This is a genomic window from Actinomycetota bacterium (genome assembly GCA_041658625.1).
In the GTDB taxonomy this organism is placed as follows: domain Bacteria; phylum Actinomycetota; class JAHEXW01; order JAHEXW01; family JAHEXW01; genus JBAZZW01.
In genome coordinates, this window is record JBAZZW010000002.1 from 490,572 (window position 1) to 514,701 (window position 24,130).

General features: G+C 53.7%; 14 protein-coding genes and 3 rRNA genes. 4 read left to right on the forward strand and 13 right to left on the reverse strand.

What is annotated here, in order from left to right; all coding sequences use genetic code 11:
- Positions 1–71: 71 nt before the first annotated feature.
- The 4 genes from ftsY to WC891_07430 are packed head-to-tail and all read right to left on the reverse strand — an operon-like array spanning position 72 to position 5,185.
- Entirely contained in the window at positions 72–1,007 is a 936-nt protein-coding gene (gene ftsY, locus WC891_07415; GenBank protein MFA5867770.1) for a signal recognition particle-docking protein FtsY, read from the reverse strand.
- A 7-nt stretch (positions 1,008–1,014) separates the two neighbouring features.
- Entirely contained in the window at positions 1,015–3,906 is a 2,892-nt protein-coding gene (locus tag WC891_07420) for an AAA family ATPase (protein MFA5867771.1), read from the reverse strand.
- Between the two features lie 15 nt (positions 3,907–3,921).
- The gene (locus WC891_07425; GenBank protein ID MFA5867772.1) at positions 3,922–4,758 is read right to left on the reverse strand and encodes a hypothetical protein; all 837 of its coding nucleotides are present in this window, start codon (positions 4,756–4,758) and stop codon (positions 3,922–3,924) included.
- On the reverse strand, positions 4,703–5,185 hold the full coding sequence (locus WC891_07430; protein ID MFA5867773.1) for a hydrolase: 483 nt from the start codon (positions 5,183–5,185) through the stop codon (positions 4,703–4,705). The genes WC891_07425 and WC891_07430 overlap by 56 nt, the downstream gene beginning before the upstream one ends.
- Before the next feature lie 199 nt (positions 5,186–5,384).
- On the opposite strand from WC891_07430, the gene WC891_07435 reads away from it, so the two are divergent.
- Genes WC891_07435 through WC891_07445 form a run of 3 tightly spaced genes read left to right on the forward strand, consistent with a single transcriptional unit; the run spans position 5,385 to position 8,753 of the window.
- Positions 5,385–5,600: a helix-turn-helix domain-containing protein gene (locus WC891_07435; protein ID MFA5867774.1), complete on the forward strand. Its 216-nt coding sequence runs from the start codon at positions 5,385–5,387 to the stop codon at positions 5,598–5,600.
- A gap of 2 nt (positions 5,601–5,602) precedes the next feature.
- Entirely contained in the window at positions 5,603–6,466 is an 864-nt protein-coding gene (locus WC891_07440; GenBank protein MFA5867775.1) for a phosphate ABC transporter substrate-binding protein, read from the forward strand.
- A complete protein-coding gene (locus tag WC891_07445) occupies positions 6,450–8,753 on the forward strand; it encodes an HD domain-containing phosphohydrolase (GenBank protein ID MFA5867776.1) in 2,304 nt (767 codons plus the stop codon). Before WC891_07440 ends, WC891_07445 begins: the two co-directional genes overlap by 17 nt.
- 326 nt (positions 8,754–9,079) lie before the next feature.
- Here the strand turns inward: WC891_07445 and WC891_07450 are convergent, their stop codons facing one another.
- From WC891_07450 to tyrS, 6 genes are all read right to left on the reverse strand, one after another.
- On the reverse strand, positions 9,080–9,364 hold the full coding sequence (locus tag WC891_07450) for a DUF3303 family protein (protein ID MFA5867777.1): 285 nt from the start codon (positions 9,362–9,364) through the stop codon (positions 9,080–9,082).
- A 191-nt stretch (positions 9,365–9,555) separates the two neighbouring features.
- Positions 9,556–9,813, reverse strand: coding sequence for a DUF4491 family protein (locus WC891_07455; protein MFA5867778.1), 258 nt, complete (start codon positions 9,811–9,813; stop codon positions 9,556–9,558).
- A gap of 488 nt (positions 9,814–10,301) precedes the next feature.
- Positions 10,302–10,418, reverse strand: a 5S ribosomal RNA gene (gene rrf / locus WC891_07460).
- A 148-nt stretch (positions 10,419–10,566) separates the two neighbouring features.
- A 23S ribosomal RNA gene (locus WC891_07465) occupies positions 10,567–15,280 on the reverse strand.
- A gap of 288 nt (positions 15,281–15,568) precedes the next feature.
- Positions 15,569–17,128 (reverse strand): 16S ribosomal RNA (locus WC891_07470).
- Together the 16S, 23S and 5S rRNA genes form the textbook arrangement of a ribosomal RNA operon.
- A 347-nt stretch (positions 17,129–17,475) precedes the next feature.
- On the reverse strand, positions 17,476–18,711 hold the full coding sequence (gene tyrS, locus WC891_07475) for a tyrosine--tRNA ligase (protein MFA5867779.1): 1,236 nt from the start codon (positions 18,709–18,711) through the stop codon (positions 17,476–17,478).
- Positions 18,712–18,736: 25 nt separating this feature from the next.
- Here tyrS and WC891_07480 point away from each other — a divergent pair, with 25 nt between their 5' ends.
- Positions 18,737–20,821 carry a PBP1A family penicillin-binding protein gene (locus WC891_07480; GenBank protein MFA5867780.1) on the forward strand — a complete coding sequence of 695 codons (2,085 nt, stop codon included), beginning with the start codon at positions 18,737–18,739 and terminating at the stop codon, positions 20,819–20,821.
- A gap of 18 nt (positions 20,822–20,839) precedes the next feature.
- Here WC891_07480 and WC891_07485 read toward each other — a convergent pair whose 3' ends face one another.
- From WC891_07485 to WC891_07495, 3 genes are read right to left on the reverse strand one after another with little or no spacing between them, the layout of a single operon-like run.
- Positions 20,840–21,787, reverse strand: coding sequence for an NGG1p interacting factor NIF3 (locus WC891_07485; protein ID MFA5867781.1), 948 nt, complete (start codon positions 21,785–21,787; stop codon positions 20,840–20,842).
- Positions 21,784–22,983, reverse strand: coding sequence for an alanine racemase (alr, locus tag WC891_07490; protein MFA5867782.1), 1,200 nt, complete (start codon positions 22,981–22,983; stop codon positions 21,784–21,786). The genes WC891_07485 and alr overlap by 4 nt, the downstream gene beginning before the upstream one ends.
- Before the next feature lie 14 nt (positions 22,984–22,997).
- Positions 22,998–24,056, reverse strand: coding sequence for a peptidoglycan bridge formation glycyltransferase FemA/FemB family protein (locus WC891_07495; GenBank protein MFA5867783.1), 1,059 nt, complete (start codon positions 24,054–24,056; stop codon positions 22,998–23,000).
- Between the last annotated feature and the right edge of the window lie 74 nt (positions 24,057–24,130).

The following is a 24,130-nucleotide window of genomic DNA, read 5'->3' on the forward strand; positions in this document are numbered from 1 at the left end:
AAGACCCGCGCTGAATTCCTGTTCCCGTGGGCCTTCAACTGCTTAATTGTAGAGAAATAAGAGGTCGGGTGTCAAGTAACTAGACCGTCGGCGAATGCTTGAGCGTCAAAATCAGCCAGATCTTCGCTCCCCTCCCCGGTCCCCGCTAAGACTACCGGGACACCCAACTGGCCGGTTATCGCCAAGACTATGCCGCCCTTGGCCGTTCCGTCTAATTTTGTGAGGATGACGCCGTCGACGCCGATGTCCCGCTGGAAGGCTTTGGCCTGGCTAAGTCCGTTCTGGCCGGTGGTGGCGTCGATTACCAGGAGCGTTATGATATCGGCAGCCGGCGCTTCCTTCAGAATCGCGTTCTTCACCTTTTTCAACTCGTCCATCAGGGGCGCCTTGGTGTGCAAACGGCCGGCCGTATCCACTATCAGAAAATCCGCGCCTCTGGATACGGCCGCTTTAGCCGCGTCGAAAGCAACCGCGGCGCTGTCACCGCCGCGCTTATGTTTGACGACATCGGCCCCGCTTTTCTCCGCCCATTCGGTTATCTGTTCTATAGCCGCGGCACGAAAGGTGTCGGAGGCGGCGATGACGGCTTTGCCTCCCGATCGTCCGACGCGAGCGGCAATTTTTCCGGCCGTTGTTGTTTTACCCGTCCCGTTCACTCCGATAAGAAGTAAAACTTTAAGGGTTCCGGCCGACTCCAAGACAGGGGCAGCCGACTCTGAGCCTCCCGCCATCGAGGCGATCTTGGTCCTGATTATTTCCTTTACCTCTTCGGCCGAGGATACGCCGCGGCGGCGTGACTCCTTTTTCGCCGCGTCGACTATGTCGGTCGCCGCTTCTATGCCCATGTCGGCCGCGATAAGGATTTCTTCCAGCTCGTCCCAGGCGTCATCGTCCAGAGAGCCGCGTCCGGTAAGTCTGTTGAGGGGCGCAGCAACGGTTTCCCGGCTGGCAGTCAAGGCTTTTCTAATTTTTTCGTACCAGGGTCCCCGAGGGGTTTGGTTATTCAATCGTTCCTCAAGCCTCCACGAGCTTCTGCGACAGAACGCGGGACACCCCGTCTTTCTGCATGGTCACACCATATAGGATATCGGCCACATCCATTGCGCGCCGCTGGTGGGTGACAACCAGAAACTGGGCTTTTTCTTTATAACGTCTGATAAGGGCGACAAAACGTTGCAGGTTGACGTCGTCCAGCGCGACGTCGGCTTCGTCTAAAATATAGAAAGGGGCCGGATTAATCTGGAAAAGCGCGAACAAAAGGGCTAACGCGGTCATCGCGCTCTCGCCTCCCGATAGAAGCGAGACCTTCTTTAGCCTCCGGCCGCTCGGCTGAGCCTCTATCTCTACACCCGTGGCCAGAGGATCGTCGGGCTCCGTTAGGAGAAGCTGGGCTTTGCCGTCGGGGAACATGTACAGGAAAACGTCCTGGAACGATTCGTTTACCTGTTCGAAAATCTCCATGAACTTCGCTCCCATTTGTTTGTCTAAAAGGCCGATGACTTTATGGAGCGACCGCTCGCTTCGCCGCAAGTCTTTTGTTTGGGCTTCAAGGTGTTCTTGCCGTTTCTGAGTCTCTTCAAACTCCTCGGCGGCAATCGGATTTACTGGTCCCATATACTCGATCATGACTCTGATTTCTCGCATTCTCCCGGCTAGTTCGTCGCGCGGCCGGGGGGTGGGATAAGCCTTGACCGCTTCCCCTTCTCCCAAGCCGAATTCCTGTTCCAGTTGGTCCTTCAGAGCAGATAGCTTTGGCTCAAGTTGAGCTTCAGATATTTCTTCCCGGTGCGCGTCGCGCTCAACCAAAGCTTTCTTCTTCTCCAGTTCGGCCAGGCTGATTTGGGCGGCTCTTATTCCCTCGCGCTTCGCCCCTTCCTTCTCTCTCTTTGAGTCCAGTTTGGCCGCGGTCGCGCTCTCATATTTGTCTATCAGTGATTGCAGGCGTTCCGCCAACTCTCTGGCTTCTCTCAGCCGAACCGCTTCTTTTTTTAAGTCCCCGGCATCAAATTTAGCCGATCCCGCGGGTTTGTCACCTTTGGCTCCTGCCGCTGCCAGACGGTCCTTGAGCAGCCTCTCCCTCTCGAACAACACCTGTAATCGCGCCCGTTTGCCAACCAGTTCGTCTTGCATCGGCTTCAGCCTTGACGCGAATTCAGCGGTCTCCGTCTCGGCTTGTGTCAGCGCTTTCAGGATCTTGGCCTTCTCCGCTTCCAGCATGTCCGCCTGTTTCTTTAGATCGGCCAAGCGCCGCTGTCTGGCCAGCGCGTCGGTTCCCGCCGGTTTCTGCGAGGCCGTACCCCTCGCCAGCGTCTCCCCAGTGTTCGTCGCGAAACTTGCCCCGGCAAACGCCTTGTCCTCCGAGTGCTTAAGAGCCGTCGCCAGCGAATCGACTAAATAGGAGGCGGCAAAAAGCGATTGGTAGACATTATCTTCCAGTCCTATGTTCTCCACAATGTCAGTCAGTCTCGTTACGCCGGAGGGCGGCTTCCCGGCCGCGGCCGGCGGAGGCGAGAGAAGCGTCCCGATAATAACAGCCGGCCACTCGGCGCCCGAGCCGATTAGCTTGGTCGCGGCGCCGGCGTCTTTCCCGACAACCGCCGAGATCCTGGCGCCCAACAAAGCTTCGACCGCCGTCTCATAGCCTGGCTTCACAGCCACCTGGTCACTCAGAAAGCCCTTTATTCCGGCCGGCCAGACTGCTTTCTTCACGCCTTGGCGCTTGGCCGGCAGGAACGATTCCTCAGTTTCGATACGAGCCGCGATGACGTCCAGACGCGCGCCGATGCCGTCCGCTTTGGCTTTTAAGTCGGCTGGATCGAGCGCTTTATTGGACGTTCCCGCGTCGGCTATCGCTTTCTCCAGGCGCCCGATAGCAACCATAAGATTCTTGGTTTCTTCGTTTACCGCCGAGAGTTCGTCGGTTAAGCCGGACAGTTCGTCGACGAACGCCTCGCCGACCAATTTGGCGTTGGCCTCTTTCTCCCTCAGCAGGTTTATCCTACCGGTCAGCCTTTCCCTGTCGGCGGTCAGCTTATAGCGTCGTTCTTTTAATGACTCTGTCGCTTCGCTCAGACCCGCAAGGTCTTTTTCCAGCAACGCGAGCGCCTTCGAGCCTGCCGCGGCTTGTTCAATGATTGTGGATAATTCCTTGCCGACTCTGGCCGTTTCCTTCTTGAGCGCCGTCTTTTGTTCGTTCAGACCCCTTAGCTCGGCGACAATATACTCGACCTCCGCCGCCCGCAGCTCGTCGACCAGCTTCTTGTGATCCTTGGCCATCTTGGCCTGAGTCTCCAGCGGTTTTAGCTGCCGCCGGATCTCCGCCAGAATATCGTTAACGCGGACCAGATTACGTTCGGTGGCGACCAACTTCCGCAGCGCTTTCTCTTTACGCCGTTTGTATTTGGCCAGCCCGGCAGCTTCTTCGATGAGGACGCGCCGCTCGTCAGGACGGCTGTTTAAGATCGTGTCTAAACGGCCTTGCCCGACAATGCTGTACATCTCCCGCCCCATATTCGTTTGAGTCAGAAGTTCGGTCAAATCCGCGAGCCGGCATTGACTGCCATTCAGGTTATACTCGCTCTCTCCCGACCGGTACAACCTTCTGGTAAAGGAGACCTCGTTATAGTCGATCGGAAACACCCTGGTGGAATTGTCAAAATTCAAGGTCACTTCCGCCATGCCCATCGGGGATTTTCCGGCCGATCCGGCAAAGATAACGTCTTGCATTTTCGAACTCCGAAGCGATCGGGCGCTCTGCTCGCCGGTTACCCAGAGAAAAGCGTCGACGATATTGCTCTTACCGCTGCCGTTCGGCCCGACTATGACGGTGGTTCCCGGTTCAAAGGTCAAGTCTGTCTTGCCCGCGAACGACTTGAATCCTTTCATCATGAGTGATTTTAAATACACTCTTCCCTTCTTCCCTCATTCCCCGATTTTGTAGCTCTTCAGCCTGATAATATAATCCGCTTGTCGGAAGAACATCTCCGTTTCATCCGGTTGGCTGCCGACCGCGGCCACTAAGCCAACATCAGGCGCCCACCAGAAATACATTATGGTCCGCGTAGGTTGCGTTTCGTCAGTCGTCTTAGCTGTTCTTATCAACCTGACCATGAAACAATTGAAAAAGGATCCCGCCGGCACCTTTACCTGTCCGCGCGCGACAACCTTTCGGTTTAGCTCGAAAACCACCGGCGGCTGCTCGGTAGTGGTTATCGTATCAGTCCACTCGTCGCCGACATTTACGGGAAACTTAAGCAGTCTCTCGGGCTTGTCGTAGGTCTTTACCATAGGTCCGTCGGGACCAGGTGTGACGCTTTGTCCGTATGAGTTTAATGAAGACTGGGTTATCGCGGCAAAATTATATGTAGTGAAGTCGTTGGTAAACGCCGACGGCAGTACCTTTTCCGCGTATTTCGCCTCGACGAACTTTTTATACGCGGCCGCGGCCGTCTTCTTTACCAGCCTGCTCTTTACATTTATTCCAGTAGGCCCTTCCGTAAAATCCCACGGACCGTCTTTCGTAAAGGAGACGCTGACCGATTCGTCAACCGGGTTCTGATAGACTGTGTACTCTGTGCCCGCAACAGCGGGAATGTCTAAATCGGTCAAGCTTGTTGACGGGAAAAGCGCGCAACCGGCCGCCGCGGCGCCGACGACCGAAAGGGCTAAGGAAATAACGACAAATCGTGTAGGCGGCATTGTCCTATATTTCTGCCAGGACGACAACGTGGTCAATCCCAGGCTCTCGGCAACGGTCACAATCCACCTGCCAGAAGTAAACGGCGCTCGGGTGAGCGCCAAGTTTCGATCGAGTATAGCTAAGCAATCCTGAGACGGCCGCCTTCAAATCTTTCTTGCTTCCCCTGGAGACCTTGGTGACAACCTTAGACGGACCGATCGTCTTTATACCCGGGCCGGACACGTCTTCGCCGGTAACCGCGACCAGCACGGCGCCAACGAACAAGCCGTCCTTGACGAGAACCTGCGACGGATCGGCTTCCGCCAACCCCTTGTCGTCCAGTTCGCGGCGGACCTTAGCTATCTTATTCGATTGCCCGATAGGAATATGGAAAAACATCCACAGTCTTTTGCTGTAATACGCGGTGGAGGGCCACTCGCGCTCGGCTAAATCCCATTCCTCATCGCGGATTTCCGGACAACCGCAGCCGGCTGTCTTCTCAACCATGCTTCTTCCCCCCGTGCTAAAGGAACCCTTTCTCGCCATAAGCCAGGTTATCATACCGCATCACCCGCCGGCACTCAAATCACCGCTATCTGTAAATTATTGACTTTTCACTGTTGAAAAGATAGAATTCGTATATGTGCTTAAATGAATTGAATTAAACGTAAACGCCCTTAAGTCCGGATAAAGGCGAGGTGGTCATATGCGCGAAGAACGCCCAACAATCATGACCGTGAACGAGCTGGCAAAATACCTGCGGCTTCATGAACAAACCGTTTACAAAATGGCCAAGGACGGCCGGTTGCCTGCGTATAAGGTCGGCAACCGCTGGCGCTTCAAGAAAGACATGATCGATTCCTGGCTACGCGACCAGCGCGGCGCTGATCTCTTAGAACCTGTCGGTTTACCAAGGAGTTGACAATGCACAAAAATCGTTCCCCGGTATTATGGCTCGTTCTTCCTACCGTTTTGTTAGCCGTTTTCTTTGCCTCCGCGCTAACAGGATGCAGTCAGAACGGGACCAAGCAGACTCAAGTCAGCACGCCGCAGACAATTCGCATCACCGGCTCTTCCACCTGCCTGCCGATGCTAAAAATCCTGACGACCCAATACGCCAAGAAACATCCCGAAATCAGATTCCTGTATTTACCAAGCGCTCACTCCGGCGCAGGCATCCAGGGCGCCGCTAACGGAACACTCGACATCGGCGCCGTTTCCCGCGACCTTACGCCGGAGGAAATCGCGCTCGGCCTGGAGTATATCGTTCTCTCCAACGACGGACTGGCCATCGCCACGCACAAGGACATGAAAATCAAGACCATAACGACGGAACAGCTGAGACAAATCTATAGCGGAGAGGTCGTCAACTGGAAGGACCTTGGCGGACCCGATGCCAGTATAGTCGTGCTGGACCGTGCCGAGGATGAATCAGCTAAGGTGATCCTGCGAAAATACTTGCTTGGCGACACAGTCGTTTTACCATCGGCGAGCGTTATGTTTCTTGAAACCGACCTTATCAAAGCGCTGACAACAACCCCCGACAGCATAGGCTATTTGTCTCTGGGGGCTATTGTTTCGGACAACCTGGATGTAAACGTTTTAAGTCTCGATGACGTGCAACCTTCCGTTCTGAACATTCACAGCGGGCTGTATAAAATCGTCAGGCCGTTGGGCATAGTATTAAAGAAGAATCCAACCTCCGCCACTAGGTCTTTCGTCGAGTGGGTCCACAGTGCAGAGGGTACTAAGGCCATGGATGCGAAGGGATATGCCTCTGTCAAATAGTCTCTGGGCCAGGATCAAGCAGGCCTCATACAACGTTAATATCTCCAGCAAGATTATCGTCCCGTATATCGGGATGGCCGTCCTGATATCGATTCTTGGCGGTTACAGCATCGCGGTGTGGGCGACGAACCTTATGGATAACGCGGCCCGGGATCAGATTATCGCGGCCACGTCGGCTACCAGTAAAACATTTAACCTATACGAACAACAGATAAAAACCTACGCCCGCGCCCTGGCCAATTCCACTGGGCTCGCGCTGAGTCTCCGTAAAAACGACATCCAAGAAATACGACAGCTTGCTTTGCCGCATACCGTCACCTTCGACACGGATTTCTACGAGATTCTAAACGCCGACGGTATAGTGGTTCTTAACAGCAGCGGTCCGTACGGCGAAGGAACGAATCTTAACAGCCTTCAACTCATAAAGAACGCCGCGGTCGACGTGAACATGGCCCAACTTATCGATACGCCGACCGGGCGCACCCTGACGGCCGTCGCGCCTATTAAAGACGCTAACGGCCGCGCCGGTTACGTTCTCATAGGTTACGACGCCACCCCGGCGTTTCTTGACCGCATCAAGCAAATCGCCGGCCAGGATATTTCCTTGTTCAGAGACGAAGCCTTGATAGCCACCACGCGGCGCGACAACTGGCAAGCCGGTTGTTCTACCGGCGGTTGCCATAAGCAAGGCTTCGCCGGCGCGATCAGCAGCGACGTTCAAATCGGCGGAAAAGCGCCAGAGGTCACCGACATGCTCGGTCATTTCTACATGATCGACCACGGGACTCTTATTCTAAGCGGCGAGCCGGCCGCCTTCTTTACCATATTGATGCCGATGGACGAAACGATACGCATGCAGAACATTATTAAAGGCACGGTTTTCCTCATGTCGGCGCTGATGCTGATCCTTATAACCACGCTCGGTTTCTTTATCAGCCGGGGAATAGCCAATCCGCTGCGCGACCTGTCCAACATCGCGAAAAAGGTGTCGCGAGGCGACCTCACCCCGAGAGCGGTATATCCTGGCGTAACGGACGAGGTCGGTGAGCTTGCCCAGAGCTTCAATAAAATGACCGAGAGTTTGCAGCGATATACCGCAAACTTGCGCAAACGACTTCTTGAGCTGTCCGTTCTATACGAAACGAGCGTTAGCACGCGTAATATCTACTCGCTTGACAACCTCTACGAATTGATCATCCAAAATGCCAGCAAAGCCGTCAACGCCGACTGCGGCAACCTGCTCATGCTGGACGAATCCGGAACCGCTATGACGCTGGCGGCCGGCTACAACATCCCGGCCAGCCTGTTAAACAAATTCAGCCTCGACATCGCGACCGGCTCTTACACCTGGCACAACAAGAAGACTAAGCGGATAGACCATGACACCAAGATCGCCTTGCAGAAAATCTGCGTCGCGGCGGGAACGGTCGCCGAGGACAAATCGCGTCTGCTCACCATGCAGGATCCCGATAAGAAGATTCGCGACCTCCTGACCGCGACCAAATCATCGTCGCTGTTGAGCGTCCCCTTAAAAACTCACGATTCTATGCTGGGCGTTATCAACCTGGGCCGCAGCGACACCAAGCCGCCGTTTGCCGACGAGGACAGGAACTTCACGATGACCATGGCGTCTCAGGCGGCCGCCTACATCGAAAACCGACTCTTGATTGACAACCTCAGGGAATCATACATCGCTACCGTTCGGGCGCTGGCCGAGGCCGTTGACGCTAAAGACCATTACACCCGGGGCCATTCGACGCGCGTCGCCAAGTACGCCGTCGCCATCGCCCGTGAGTTGAAACTTCCGGAAAGCGACATCGAAGGCGTGGAAACCGCGGCTTATCTGCACGACGTCGGAAAGATAGGCATCTCCGACCAAATCCTCATGAAGCCCGGCAAGCTCACATTGGATGAAATGGAGACGGTCCGCGGGCATCCCAAGATCGGCGCCAAGATTCTCGCCCCGATAAACTTCCCGTGGGAGATCGTTCCCATCGTCTTCCAGCACCACGAGCGCTATAGCGGTGGCGGATATCCGAACAAACTTTCTTACGACGATATTCATATCGGCGCGCGCATCCTGATCGTAGCCGACTCCTATGAAGCGATGACGAGCGAACGGCCATACCGCGCCGCTTTGTCCGCGCAGACCGCCCTCGAGGAGCTCAAGAAAGGCAGCGGCACCCAGTTCGACCCGCTGGTCGTCGACGCGTTCATCCGCCTGCTCGACCGCGGCCTCAACCTGGAAGCCGAACCCGAAGAATCACAGCTACTGTCGTCCGAATAAAAAAGAGCCGCGCCCTTATCGGACACAGCCCTTTATTAAAGCCTTCATGAATTACTACTGTCTATCCAGTCGCACTCTTCTCTTTCTTTCTATCTGACCATAGAATTAGTAGTCTTACCGTCATCGCTGCTATAAAGGCAATCGTGAAGACGACTCGCGCAGTGTTAACCCAGGAAGGCGGTCCTCCATACCAAAGATAGCCTATTGAAACATTGTCAAAAAAGATCAACCCGGCCAACATGTACATCCATAAGTTGCGTATGTTCAACATATCCCCTCCTTCTCATTTTGTCGTTACCGGCTCTCTGCCCATTTATCTAAAAGGATTACGCCTGCCTCTTCAGCATGTCGTTTACCTCTCTTAAGTCCGCTACCGGGTGAATCCTGTGGGTGCCGATCTTTGCCATAGGATGCAGGAACATGATGATCTTCTCGTATTCATCCGCTTCCAGGACGAAGAAAAGTCTATGTTCCGGCGGCGCGACATACCTGCCAAGCACCTTTACTCCGCATGCCGCGGCATGCTCGTCGGACGCTATCTTCTCAACGGGAGACGGGTCATCAATCGGACACTCCGCTCCCCTATGCTTATGAATCACCATATACAACATTGCATATACTCCTTTCTATTCCTTGAAAACATATCCATTATCGCACTCTCAAACCCACGAGTACTCAGTAGAGATTTCCCTCTCCCTCGAGTACCAATCCAATGCTCTTCGAGCGAGCGGAGCGAGTCGAGAAGAAACATAGGTGCCGCTCGCGAAAACAGAAACCTAGCCCAGAGGCAACCAGGAGAGCGTCATCCTCGCCTTTTCTTCTTGTCCATTTCGAAAAGCTCTTTAATGCCCCAAAGGAAACTTGCCGCAAATACCGCTAATGTAGATGAAATAAAGACGTTTGAGAATAAGAGCGACGCGCCGGCGAGCGCCAATCCCGCGATTAGGGCAAGAATCCAGCTCCTAAGACCAAGAGATTTATAGACCGCCGGCACCCAAACATGCCCGAGCCCGATTGCGACAAGAGCAAAAATAGCTATAACAATACCGATGAAATTCATTCCCATATTTTAGCCCTATCGCGCACCGCACGCCCAAAATCCAAAACCTTTGCGTTTCATCAGCCCATATTCGGTAGTCCATTTAATTGGACTACCGAAAAACTTTTTAATGGTCAACTGATTGTTCCATTGTCCAATTAATTGGACAATTCCTGGTCAGAGCGACGTATTCGTCGAGTAAATAAATGGGTGGGATACTTCGAACGGGGTGGATTATTCTTTTAGCTGACCCCGACAAAGGTTTGGCCCCCTCACCTTTCATCCTCTCCCCGACGGGGAGAGGAATAATAAGATCGAGCAGGTAGGCAGGTCGCACCGGCCGAGCGGAGAGCAATGTTCGCTCGCCGAATGCGAACCGGGGTCAGGACTTTTTTCTTATGCGAGAGTCCTGACCCCAAAGCACTAACGATGGTGGGCCGCGAGCGGCCTGCGAGTCGCTTTAATAGAAAAAGGCCCCGACCTTGATAGTCGAAGCCTTTTCAAATTAGCCCCCGCAACTTACTACTCTCCCATGCAGTCGCCCACATAGTACCATCGTCCCTAGAGGGCTTAACTTCTCTGTTCGGAATGGGAAGAGGTGTGGCCCCTCCGGCATGGTCACGGGGAAAAACAAGTATTTAGTTGTTAGTAATTAGTCGTTGGTTGTTAGTTAAGACTTCTTTAACTACTAAATACCAACCACTAACTACTGTTACGCCTGCAGGCGTAACACCTTCAAAGCTGCATAGTGGCCGTCCAAAAACCGAAAGACTCAAAATCAAGTCCTCGACCGATTAGTACCGGTCGGCTCAATCCATTACTGGACTTACACCTCCGGCCTATCAACCTTGTGTTCTACAAGGGGTCTTACTCCATTTCTGGATGGGAGATCTCATCTTGGAGTTGGCTTCGCACTTAGATGCTTTCAGCGCTTATCCAATCCCGACGTAGCTAACCAGCAGTGCCCCTGGCGGGACAACTGGCACACCAGCGGTCAGTCCATTCCGGTCCTCTCGTACTAGGAACAGCTCTCCTCAAATCTCCTACGCCCGCAACGGATAGGGACCGACAATTTTGTTACCTTCTGCGTTTCTAGAAGGGCTTGGTCATTTCTGCCAAGCTCTGCATGTCGCCATGCAGTTCGGACTATATCTTGTCCGGATTTTCCGGACTCTGGCGTATAGTCTCTGAGGATTCTAGATCCCTTTCTATCTCGCTTATGTCGAACCTGCGATATTTGCCTTCTCCATTCATTGAGAAGGCGATTTTCGTCAGATCGAGAAATCCCTTCTTTCTTAAGTGCAATCCTTTATCCATCGCGGCGACGATAATCGAAAACTTCTTGAAATCATCGCGCTTCGAAGAAATAATCTGATTGCTTTCGAAGAAAGGAATCACTCTTCTAAGAAGGTCTTCCCGGTTCCTAACCACAAACACGTCCGTCTTGTCATAACGACTGGATCTGTGATTGGGTTTGATATATCCGCAACCCAGAGTATCCTTTAAAATCTTCAGAACTTGCGTTCTGTCGGAGTTCTGACTTACGTGAAACTCAGGAACCAGCTGATATCCGAGGCTGACATTTCTGCTTCTCTGGATACCAACGTGAAAACTACCTTCTCCGTCAACATAACCCGCGAGATACGGACCTAGCCTTTCCTGCTGATTGTCTGCACTTGAAGCATTTTCACTACCAAACATGTGTTCGTATTATACCATTGCTTGGTGAGTAGCTCAAGATTCTCAGATTTTCCAGCATTTAGCCAGATTTATAGACAGCAACGGTCACTTACTGTCTCACGACGTTCTAAACCCAGCTCGCGTACCGCTTTAATGGGCGAACAGCCCAACCCTTGGGACCTACTCCAGCCCCAGGATGCGATGAGCCGACATCGAGGTGCCAAACCTCCCCGTCGATATGAACTCTTAGGGGAGATAAGCCTGTTATCCCCGGAGTACCTTTTATCCGTTGAGCGACGGCACTTCCACATGTAGCCGCCGGATCACTATGGCCTACTTTCGTACCTGCTCGACTTGTAAGTCTTACAGTCAGGCTCCCTTATGCCATTACACTCTTCGTACGGTTTCCAATCGTACTGAGGGAACCTTTGCGCGCCTCCGTTACTTTTTAGGAGGCGACCGCCCCAGTCAAACTGCCCACCTGACACTGTCTCCCGGCCGGATCACGGCTCGGAGTTAGGGTTTCAAAACGTCCAGGGTGGTATTTCAAGGTTGACTCCACCCGAACTAGCGTCCGGGCTTCAAAGTCTCCCACCTATCCTACACAAAACGCATCAAAATCCAATATCAAGCTGCAGTAAAGGTTCACGGGGTCTTTCCGTCCTGTTGCGGGTAACCGGCATCTTTACCGGTAATACAATTTCGCCGAGTCCCTCGTTGAGACAGTGCCCAAATCGTTACGCCATTCGTGCAGGTCGGAACTTCACTTTATTCCTCTGTTACCAGAGGCGCAGACTATATCTTCATCTCTTGCGAGATGCCAGCGTATTATAGCAGCTATAGATTTGGCATTGCGCCACTAACTGCTATCTCTCCTTAAAGGATCAGTCGTTACAGGCGGTATTTAAACCTTCCCTCGGTATTGCCCTCTCTGACTGCACATCAGAGTAGGGTTTCACCGATATAAGCTGGTACGGGCAATTGCTCACCCGACAAGGAATTTCGCTTGAAATCTTACTTAACATAGACGCATTGTCTGTTAAGCGGATAGCCTTTCCTCAGGGGCTATCCCTGCATGTCGCCATGCAGACGGGACCATATCATTATCCTTTACTTATTAAAGGATATCCGGCGTATGGTCTCTGAGGATTCTTATAAGGTCTTGTCTGGATTTTTGACGATTCATTGTCTCGGTTATCAGTGCTATATCGATTAGCCCTGCCTTTGTCAGATGGTGTCCTTGTTCAACCAGTTCTACGCAATCAGCAAACTTCTCAAAATCCTGTTGTTTAGCTGTCAGCATCCGGTTTTCTCTGAAGAACGGAATAATAACGTTCAACAGATCCTTTCTGCTGCGCACAACGTATCTGTAGAGATGTTCTTTGTGATTGTCGTATCGACGGTTCACAACGACCTGACCGACTTCGAAGAACCTTTGCAGCTCATGCAGAACACACGCGCTCCTTGCGCCTTGTGTTACCGCGAATTCATGACCTACTTGAAATCCGGTTCTATAACCTTTTCTTCTGAATCGATCGTCTTGTTTTGTAAAGCCGATGGAGAAACATCCTTCTCCATCCACAAAACCAACAACCCAGCCGACCCTCATAAGCCTTTCCTGCTGATTGTCCGCACTTGAAGCATTGTCACTACCAAACATGTGTTCGTATAATACCACTGTTTGATTAGTAGCTCAAGATTCTCGGATTTTCCAGCATATGGCCGGATGCTCACCATATTGTTACCAATATGGGGGGCAGCAAAATCTACCTTAGGACCGTTATAGTTACGGCCGCCGTTTACTGGGGCTTAGATTCAAAGCTTCGCCGACACGAAGTCAGCTAACCTCTCCTCGTAACCTTCCAGCACCGGGCAGGCGTCAGCCCCTATACATCGTCTTACGACTTAGCAGAGACCTGTGTTTTTAGTAAACAGTCGCTTGGGCCTGATCACTGCGACCCCTTCGCGCTCCACCCGCAGGGATATCACGCTACTGGGGCCCCCCTTCTCCCGAAGTTACGGGGGTAATGTGCCGAGTTCCTTAACGAGGGTTCTCTCGTCCACCTTGGTATTCTCTACCTGTCTACCTGTGTCGGTTTTAGTACGGGCGTTACGCTACTCCCTAGAGGTTTTTCTTGGCAGCGTGGGATCAATCACTTCGCCTAAAACGGCTCCACATAACGTCTCGGGGTTGAATGAGGAAACGGATTTACCTATCTCCTCCCCCTACGCGCTTGTACGCGGACAACCAACGCCGCGCTTGACCTACCCTCCTGCGTCACCCCATCGGTGCGTTCCCGAAGGAACATGCATCGCAACGGTACAGGAATATCAACCTGTCGTCCATCGCCTACGCCTGTCGGCCTCGGCTTAGGTCCCGACTAACCCTGGGCGGATCAGCCTTCCCCAGGAAACCTTAGACATTCGGTGGATGGGATTCTCACCCATCACGCGCTACTCATGCCGGCATTCTCTCTTCCCGGCGGTCCACCGTCCCTTACAGGACGACTTCGCTCCGCCGGGAATGCTCCCCTACCACGCCCATAAATGGACATCCGCAGCTTCGGTAATATGCTTGAGCCCCGTTAATTTTCGGCGCGGAAGCGCTCGACCAGTGAGCTATTACGCTTTCTTTAAAGGGTGGCTGCTTCTAAGCCAACCTCCTGGCTGTTTGAGTACTTCCACATCCTTTACCACTTAGCATATATTTAGGGACCTTAGCTGGCGGTCTGGGCTGTTTCCCTCTTGACAATGGAGCTTATCCCCCACTGTCTGACTCCCGGGCTGTGATGTCATGGTATTCGGAGTTTGACTGAGTTTGGTAACCGGTGAAGGCCCCTAGCTCAATCAGTGCTCTACCCCCATGACAGAACACCCGAGGCTAGCCCTAAAGCTATTTCGGGGAGAACCAGCTATCTCCGAGTTTGATTAGCCTTTCACTCCGATCCACAGCTCATCCCCTAGGTTTTCAACCCTAGTGGGTTCGGCCCTCCATTCCGTATTACCGGAACTTCAGCCTGGCCATGGATAGATCACTCGGTTTCGGGTTTACATCACGCAACTAATTCGCTCTATTCAAACTCGCTTTCGCTACGGCTCCGCCAAACGGCTTAACCTCGCTACGCAACGTAACTCGCCGGCTCATTCTACAAAAGGCACGCCATCACCCTGTCCTAACGGACAAGGCTCTGACTGTTTGTAAGCACACGGTTTCAGGTACTATTTCACTCCCCTCCCGGGGGACTTTTCACCTTTCCCTCACGGTACTGTTTCACTATCGGTCATCAGAGAGTATTTAGCCTTACGGAGTGGTCTCCGTGGATTCCGGCAGGGTTTCACGTGTCCCGCCGTACTCAGGTGGCCGTCAAGAGAGATCCAAGCATTTCGTCTACAGGGCTATTACCTTCTGCGGCGCGAGTTTCCACCCGCTTCGACTATACTTGAATTTTGTAACTCCCCGCCCCGCCCGCAGGCGGAACAAGACGGCTCCTACAACCCTCACCGGACAACGACTGCGGTCTTGACATCCGGTAAGTTTGGGCTCTTTCCCTTTCGCTCGCCACTACTCAGGAAATCGAGGTTTCTTTCTCTTCCTCAGGCTAGTGAGATGTTTCAGTTCACCTGGTTGTCCCCCCGGTCTTATGTATTGGGACCGGGGTAACCCGACATGACTCGGGCTGGGTTTCCCCATTCGGAAATCTCCGGATCAAAGGTTGTTTGCGCCTCCCCGGAGCTTATCGCAGCTTACCACGTCCTTCATCGGCTTCTGATGCCAAGGCATCCACCGTGTGCTCTTAGTAACTTGAACGAGAGTCTTAATTTCGGCTTTCTTATTGCCACTATGCAGTTTTCAAGGTGCCAGCGCCGCAAATCAGCGCAGTTGTTAGTAATTAGTGGTTAGTAATTAGCAAGTACTTGAGCGACTAACAACTAACTTCCAACTGCTAACTACCACAGCTGCGTATATATCGCAGCTGTGAGGGATGCTCCCTCAAAACTAAATAGCGCGCTGAAGACAAGGATGGTTTGTGTTTCTTAGTGACACCCGCCGGACTAGCCTGGCGGGTGGTTGACTAGGAGTTCAAGTACTCCCTAGAAAGGAGGTGATCCAGCCGCAGGTTCTCCTACGGCTACCTTGTTACGACTTCACCCCAATCACCGATCCCACCTTCGACGACTGCCTCCCAAAAGGGTTAGCTCACCGGCTTCGGGTGTTACCGACTTTCGTGGTGTGACGGGCGGTGTGTACAAGGCCCGGGAACGTATTCACCGCAGCGTGCTGATCTGCGATTACTAGCGATTCCGACTTCATGAAGGCGAGTTGCAGCCTTCAATCCGAACTTGGGCCGGCTTTTAGGGATTCGCTTACCCTCGCGGGTTCGCAACCCATTGTACCGGCCATTGTAGCACGTGTGCAGCCCAGGGCATAAAGGGCATGATGATTTGACGTCATCCCCACCTTCCTCCGGTTTGACACCGGCAGTCTCCTGTGAGTTCCCAACTAAATGGTGGCAACACAGGACAGGGGTTGCGCTCGTTGCGGGACTTAACCCAACACCTCACGGCACGAGCTGACGACAACCATGCACCACCTGTGATAGCGCTCCGAAGAGAAGCCTACGTTTCTGTAAGCTGTCGCTAACATGTCAAGCCCTGGTAAGGTTTTTCGCGTTGCGTCGAATTAAGCCACATGCTCCACCGCTTGTGCGGGCCCCCGTCAATTCCTTTGAGTTTTAGCCTTGCGGCCGTACTCCCCAGGCGGGACACTTAATGCGTTAGCTGCGGCACGGGAGGCGTCAACGGCCCCCCACACCTAGTGTCCATCGTTTACGGCTAGGACTACCAGGGTATCTAATCCTGTTTGCTCCCCTAGCTTTCGCTCCTCAGCGTCAGTCACATCCCAGCAAGCCGCCTTCGCCACTGGTGTTCTTCCCGATATCTGCGCATTTCACCGCTACACCGGGAATTCCACTTGCCTCTTCTGGACTCAAGTCGATCAGTTTCGAATGCAGGTCCAGGGTTGAGCCCTGGATTTTCACATCCGACTTAATCGACCGCCTACGAGCGCTTTACGCCCAATGATTCCGAACAACGCTTGCCCCCTACGTCTTACCGCGGCTGCTGGCACGTAGTTGGCCGGGGCTTCTTCTGCGGGTACCGTCACCTTGCGGCTTCGTCCCCGCTGAAAGGAGTTTACAACCCGAAAGCCGTCATCCTCCACGCGGCGTTGCTCCGTCAGGCTTTCGCCCATTGCGGAAAATTCCTCACTGCTGCCTCCCGTAGGAGTCTGGGCCGTGTCTCAGTCCCAGTGTGGCCGTTCATCCTCTCAGACCGGCTATCCATCATTGCCTTGGTGAGCCGTTACCTCACCAACAAGCTAATAGAATGTGGGCCCATCCAAAAGCGACCGAAGCCTTTGCTCTCACCGAGATGCCCCGGTGAGACATTATCCGGTATTAGCCCATGTTTCCACAGGTTATCCCAGACTTTAGGGTAGGTTGCCCACACATTACTCACCCGTTCGCCGCTATCCCAAAGAGTCCTCGTCGTCTAAAGAGCAAGCTCTTCTTCAGATTTGGACAAAGGATCGCTCGACTTGCATGTGTTAGGCACGCCGCCAGCGTTTGTTCTGAGCCAGGATCAAACTCTCCGAAGAATTGTTAGAGTCTTCGTTAATTTAAAAACCTTATCCTTGACTTCCGTCTCGATGCGTTACATTCGAGACTCTGGCGCGCTATTTAGTTTTCAAGGAACAATCCCGGTTAAAAAGGGACAAAAGAATACCGCCCCTAATCGAGAGAGGCGGTAACCTCCGTTTCCCCTGTTCACGTGGTTATGTCAACAGAAGCAACGCAGACTACATCGCCTCCAATTTTCCGTTATCAACATACGAAACACGGTAACAAGCTAATCTGTTTGACAAGCCTGTAACTCCTTCATCTGCCTTTTTTTCGAACTCCTCATCTTATAATAGTCTTGGTTGGACGGCCTGTCAACAAATATTTACTCTAAAGATAACAGGGCGACCTTGCGTTTTCCGGCTTGGAGCAGTGTTCCGTCTTTGATGACTATCTCGGCGTCCTCCGCGGTGACGCGGTTACCGTTTTCTTTAACCGCGCCTTGGCGGACAAGCCGTCTGGCCTCTGCATTGGTGGAGGCGAATCCAGTCAGGCGGATTAGGTCGATAATTCTGATCTTGCCGTCGGTCAGCGCGTCGGGCGGGATCGATACCGGGACGGCTATCTCCGCCAACTGCTCCGCTCCGCCGTGGCCGACTTTGTGTTTTACATTAAAAGCCTCTTCAGCCGCCTCGGCCGCCTTGTCTCCATGATACATAGCGGCGATCGTCCCGGCCAGGCGGCGTTTAGTTTCGTTCGGGTGCAGCGTTCCGTCGCTCAACCCCTTCTCGATCTTGTCGACCTCTGGCGGCGGCGTGTCTGTGACCAAGCGGAAGTATCGGCCGATCAGTTCGTCCGGTATGGACATCGTCTTCCCGAACATGTCTTCCGCGGAATCCGTAACCCCGATATAGTTGCCAAGACTCTTGCTCATCTTGTTGATGCCGTCGGTGCCTTCCAGGAGGGGCATCATCAAAACTATTTGGGGCTCCTGGCCGTAATCGCGCTGTAGTTCCCGGCCGACCAGCAAATTAAACTTCTGATCGGTCCCGCCCAGTTCAACGTCCGCCTTAACCGCGACGGAGTCGTATCCCTGGAGCAGCGGGTACATGAGTTCTCGTATGCTGATGGGCTGGTTGTCGGCGTAGCGACGGGCGAAGTCGTCCCGCTCCAGCATCCTGGCGACCGTATAGGCGCCGGCCAGCCGGACCGCGTCGGCCATGCCCATCTTCTTAAGCCAGGAACTGTTGAAGACGACTTCCGTTTTCTTCCGGTCCAAGGTCTTCATCAGCTGGGTAACATAAGTGGCCGCATTGGCCTTGACTTCTGCCTCCGTCAGCTGCTGCCGCGCGGAGGAGCGGCCGCTCGGGTCGCCGATCATCCCGGTGAAATCGCCTATTATCAGAACCGCGACATGGCCAAGATCCTGAAACTGCCTTAGTTTTCTTAAGACGACCGTATGGCCGAGGTGGATGTCAGGAGCGCTTGGATCCAAACCCAGTTTAACCCGGAGAGGTCTACTTTCCTTCCCGGCGGCTTTGAGTTTCTTGTTCAGCTCATCCGCCGGGATGATTTCTTCCGCCCCCGATGCGATCAGTTTTAGCTGCTGTTCTGTGTCCATATCAAGATGATATACTATAACTAATATGGCCGCACGCAAGAAACCGCAGAAAAACTCTAAAGCCCGCCGCATTCTTAAACGAGTCGGAATCGGTTTCCTTTTGTTTTCCGTTATCCTGGCCGGCAGTGTCGCCGGCGTAGCGACGGGGTACATGGGCGGATTACCGAAGCTATCCGCGTATAAGGATCTCGGCCGCGATCAGACGTCAAAGATATTCGCTGCCGACGGCACGCTCCTGGCAACGCTGCACGCAGAACAGGATCGCGAGATCATCAACTCCGCGGATATCCCGAAAGACATGCAGCGCGCGACGGTCGCTATTGAAGACGAGCGTTTTTATAATCACCACGGTGTCGATCTCAGGGCGATCATCAGAGCCCTGTATGTAAATTATCAGACCGGCGGCGTTTCCGAAGGCGGTTCGACGCTAACCCAGCAATACGTGCGTAACAGCTTTATCACTCCTGAGCAGTCGTATTCCCGGAAGATAAAGGAAGCCGCACTGGCGTACCAGCTGGAACAGAAATACTCCAAAGACAAGATTCTGGAGATGTACCTGAACACGGTTTATTTCGGGGAAGGTTGTTACGGCATTGAAGCGGCGGCGATGACGTACTTCGGCAAACACGCCAAGGATGTAACGCTGGTCGAAGCGGCCATGCTGGCCGGGCTGCCCGGAGCGCCGAACCTCTTCGACCCCTATGTTAACATTAAACTCTGCACGACGCGCCGCAACCGGGTGTTAGACAAGATGGCCTCGCAGAAATTCATCACCAAAAAGGAAGCAACCGAAGCGAAGAAGCTGCCGATCGTCCTGCAACCGCCTAAAACGTCAACTCAAGAATCTCCTAACGCCGCGCCCTATTTTGTCGAACACGTCAAACTTGGTTTAATCGATAAATACGGCGCCAATATGGTTTATCGCGGCGGCATGAGGGTCTATACGACTCTTGACATGCGGATGCAAGGCCTGGCCGAGAGCGCTGTTTTCGGGACGCTTACGGATCCGGAAGATCCCGAAGCCGCCTTGGTCGCAATCGATCCCAAGACCGGCTACGTCAAAGCTTTGGTCGGCGGACGCGATTTTACCAAGAACAAGTTCAATCTGGCGACCCAGGCTTTGAGAAGCCCGGGGTCGGCCTTCAAGGTCATGGGTCTGGCCGCCGCCCTGGAGGCTAAGATCTCGCCCAACCGAACCTACGACGCGTCGGCGCCAAGGACGCTTAAATACGGCGGAGAGACCTGGAGAGTCGAAAACTACGAAGGCGGACAGTTCTCCGGCCAAATGAGCGTGGCCGAGGCGACCGTATGGTCCGTTAACGCCGTTTATGCTCAACTGGCGATTGACGTAAAACCCGAGAAGGTTGCGGAGACCGCGCAGAAACTGGGCATCGTCAACCCGGTTCCCCCTTATCCTTCGGTCATACTTGGGGCTTTGCCTGACGGAGCAACCGTTCTGGAAATGGCGAGCGCCTACGCGACGCTTGCCAATGACGGCGTTTATAACCTGCCTACCAGCGTGATGAAAATCACCGACACCGAAGGAAACATGGTCGAGGAGGACAAACCTGTCGGGAAACAGGCCGTTTCGTCCGATACCGCCCGCACGGTCAGCAAAATCTTGAAACAGGTTATTTCCCGGGGAACAGGCTACAGGGCTAATATAGGCCGGCCGGCCTGCGGAAAAACCGGCACCGCCGAGTATAAGCAGGACGCCTGGTTCGTCGGCTACACGCCTGACTTGTCAACCGCCGTCTGGATGGGTTACCCGGAGGGTTCGGTGACGATGGGTTCGATTCACGGTTACCCGCCATACGGCGGCAGTATCCCCGCTATCATCTGGCGCACTTTCATGGAGGCGGCTTTGGCCGGGGTACCGCCTTCCGACTTTCCCGAAGGCGGTAACGTGCAGTATATCAATGAGACAAAGAAGCTTCGGATCTGTGCCATTAGCGGATTGCTAGCTACCGAATGGTGCCCTCAGGTCGTTGAGAAGGTTTTCGACGATCCATCCCAAGAGCCGAAAGTCACTTGCAACATCCACACCGGTCCGACGAGCCCGTCCCCGGCACCGCCGCCTGCTTCAGGAACCTCTCAGAAACAACCCTAGAAAGGCTTTAATATCTTCTTAGCGCAGACGAATCAATCCGCTGAACGAAGTAACCTTAACGCCTTTTTTCTCCAGTTCGTCAAGGAACATGTTCAAGCCTATTGAATCGCTTGAGATATGGCCGGCGATAACTACGTTCAAATGATGTTTAGACGCTTCTTTGCGGCTTTTCTCGCTCATGTGCATTCCGACGACGGTGCCCACGCCGGCCGCAACCAGCTTCTCGATCGCCTTCTGCGGTCCGCCGGTGCCGCCCGTCATATCGACAAATATCTTGCCGGCCCGGTTGGCCGAACACCCGACGATGACCGTCGGACCAGCCCCCTCCTTGGCCGCTTCCTTATACTCGGGAAATGTCTTCAGAATCTTCACAACATCGCCGACGGTTTCAGGCCCTTCCTTATCGAACCTGGCTGTAAGCTTCGACGTTACCATGTTGTCGGCCGGCGTATGGCAGCACATAAAGGGGACGTCCAGCATCTTGGCCGCGTCCAGCGGCCGGTTCTTATTGACCGGCAGAATACCGCGCATAACCTCTTTCATCCGCTCGTCCATCAAAGCGTCGCCAACATTAACGGGAACGCCGAACATGTGCCAGATATCCGGCTGCATCGGCATGACGTCGGGCAGCCCGGCCAACGCGGAAGCTTCTGGGTGGTGGCCTATGACCAGGTCTATCGCTTGACCTTTACCGCGTAGACTGTCCACCAGCACAATCTCCGGCGTTTCTACGTCGATGCCCGCTAAGACATTCTTAACTTCCAGGTTGGAGTCGCCGTAAAGGATTCTCGTATCCGCGTAGGGATTGGTCAGTCTCTCCGCGTCGAATTCGTCGCGTTCGTCTTCTGGCGCGTCATCAAAGGCCTTCTTGGCTTTGGCCAGTTGCTTCTTAACGGCCATCTCGCCCCGGGGATCGTTCTTCCGGCCGAGTCTAACGGCAAGATCGTAAATCTCTTTCAGCTTCATTCGGCGCCGCCTCCCTTTTCTCCCCTATAGAGCTTGATTCCGTTGTAAGTGACCGCCTTATACGGGTGGCCGCCCTTTATATAAACCTTCGGCACGCGCGAGTTTATGGAAGTGCGCCGGGCCGCGATGGTCGCAATGTCGCCGGGCGTAATATTGAACAGTTGCGTTACGTCGACCGTCGTATGCTGCATCGCCACGCGGCCGACGATCGGAGTCGTCTGGTCTTTTATCTCAATCGGTCCTACTTGTCTTTTCGCTTTCATGCCGAACCGTGTCACCAATCTTTTTAAGAAGAATCCGGGTTTTATGGCGATGCTCTCCGGTAGAAGCGTAAAGCCGTCGGAGAAGCCGATCGGTAAGGTTGCCAGGACCATTCCCTTTTTCGTCCTGGCCTCCGCGCCGTAGCCGACGACTTGAGATTTCTGGTACTCCCGAACAAACATGACCGTCGATTTTAACTCCCAGGTGTTCATTAAGTCCAGTTTCTGGTCAACGTCGGCCGACGGATACTGCCCGTAAATCAGGTTGCCGACCCGCACCATATCAAGATGCGCTTCGGGGATGTCCAGAACCGCGGCACTGTTGCAAATATGCTTCAGTTCAAGCTTATACCCGGCCGCGCCCAGGACCTCGGTGGCGCGCTGAAAGTTACCGAGTTGCTCATAGGCATATGTCTTGTCTTTCTCGTCAGCCGTAGCGAACTGGGAATAGACACCCTCCACATCGAAGTTGCCCATCTCGTCGATCTTCTTCATAAACGCCACGGCTTCTTCGGGGAAAATGCCGCCCCGACCGAAACCTGTCTCAATCTTTAGATGAGCTTTAATATCTTCGCCTAGCTTGTAGGCGCGGTGTGACAGAAGTTCGGCGGTCTTCATGGCCGCCAAGGTAACCGTCAAATCGTATTTGATCAGTAGGTCCGCTTCCTCTCCGATGCCGGGATTGAAAATTAGGATCGGAGCGTCAATGCCGCTGCGCCTTAACTCAACACCCTCTTCAAGAGTGCTAACGCCGATATAGGAGGCGCCGGCGGCCAGGCAGGCCTCGGCTATCTCCAACGCGCCGTGACCGTAACCGTCCGCTTTGACGACGCCCATCAGTTTAGTCTCCTCTTTCAAGAGGCTGAAGACCTGTTCCGTATTATGCCGGATCGCGTCGATGTCGACTTCAACCCAGGTAAGGCCGATGTTTCTCAAGCCCGCTCTCCTCCTTATTTGCGCAGAAGTTTGCGTAGTTTGGTATACGCCGGCATACCGTGTTTGTGGACCAGCGCAATGAAAGGCGCGAACGTCATCTCGTACTCGCCTACATATTTTACCGGATAAGCTCCGAAGCCTTTCTTAAAACGCACCAGTCCGTGCAGCGGATGCTCCGGAGACAAATCACAGGGAACGCCCCGGAAGTCATAAACAGGGCAGTCGCGCTCCTTGGCCCATTTTATCATAGCCCATTGTAGGGCGTGGTTTGGCATTACGTTGCGATATTCATTGCCCGACGCCCCGTATACATACCAGCACTTGTCGGAAAACGCGATGGCGATGGTCGCCGCCACGACCTTGCCGTCGTAGTCCGCCAGGAACAAACGGATCATGTCCCGCGGAGCCATTACCTCATACATTGTCTTGAAATATGCCTGGGATCTAATCAGAAAGCCGTCCCGTTTGCCCGTTACCTCAAGGATCTTGTAGAACTCGTTTATGTCTTTATCGGTCGACCCCTGTCTAACCGAAACTCCTTTCCTGGCGGCCAGCCGGATGTTGTAACGCCATTTCTCCGTCATGTTGGCCAGGATCTCATCTTCAGTTCCGCTGATGTCCAAATGCATGACACATCGGGGCTGGATGCCCTCGAAGCCGCCCTTTTCCTCGACGGCAAGCTTGAAGCCGGCGGCTTTGAACGCGGTTTTCACGTCGCTTCGCTCGTTTGGCACGGGCGGATCAAGTTTTACGAAAACGGCCTTCTTCTCCTTGGCGAGCTCCCTGATTTTGCCGGCGAACGCTTTGACAAGCGCCGCGTCTGATAGATCCGCGGCCGGTCCGCAGGGTACGTAGAAGATCGACCTCTTTATCTGTTTGATGTATCGTTCCAGGAGCTGAAACCCGCCGGCGTCCTTACCCTCTTGCCGGATGATAAACCTTCGCGGACGCCAGGACGACGCTTTAACCTCGCCCCATTCGTACGATTGAAACACGTGGGCGTCGGGTTGGGCGGCGACGATCCGGTCGTACTCTTTGCGTCGATCGTCGGTTATTTCTATGAACTCAAACATTGGATCCTTTCTCGGCTATTGATCTACCACGCACGATTTTACCTGGATAGCAAGTTGCGTGTCAGTTCCTGCGA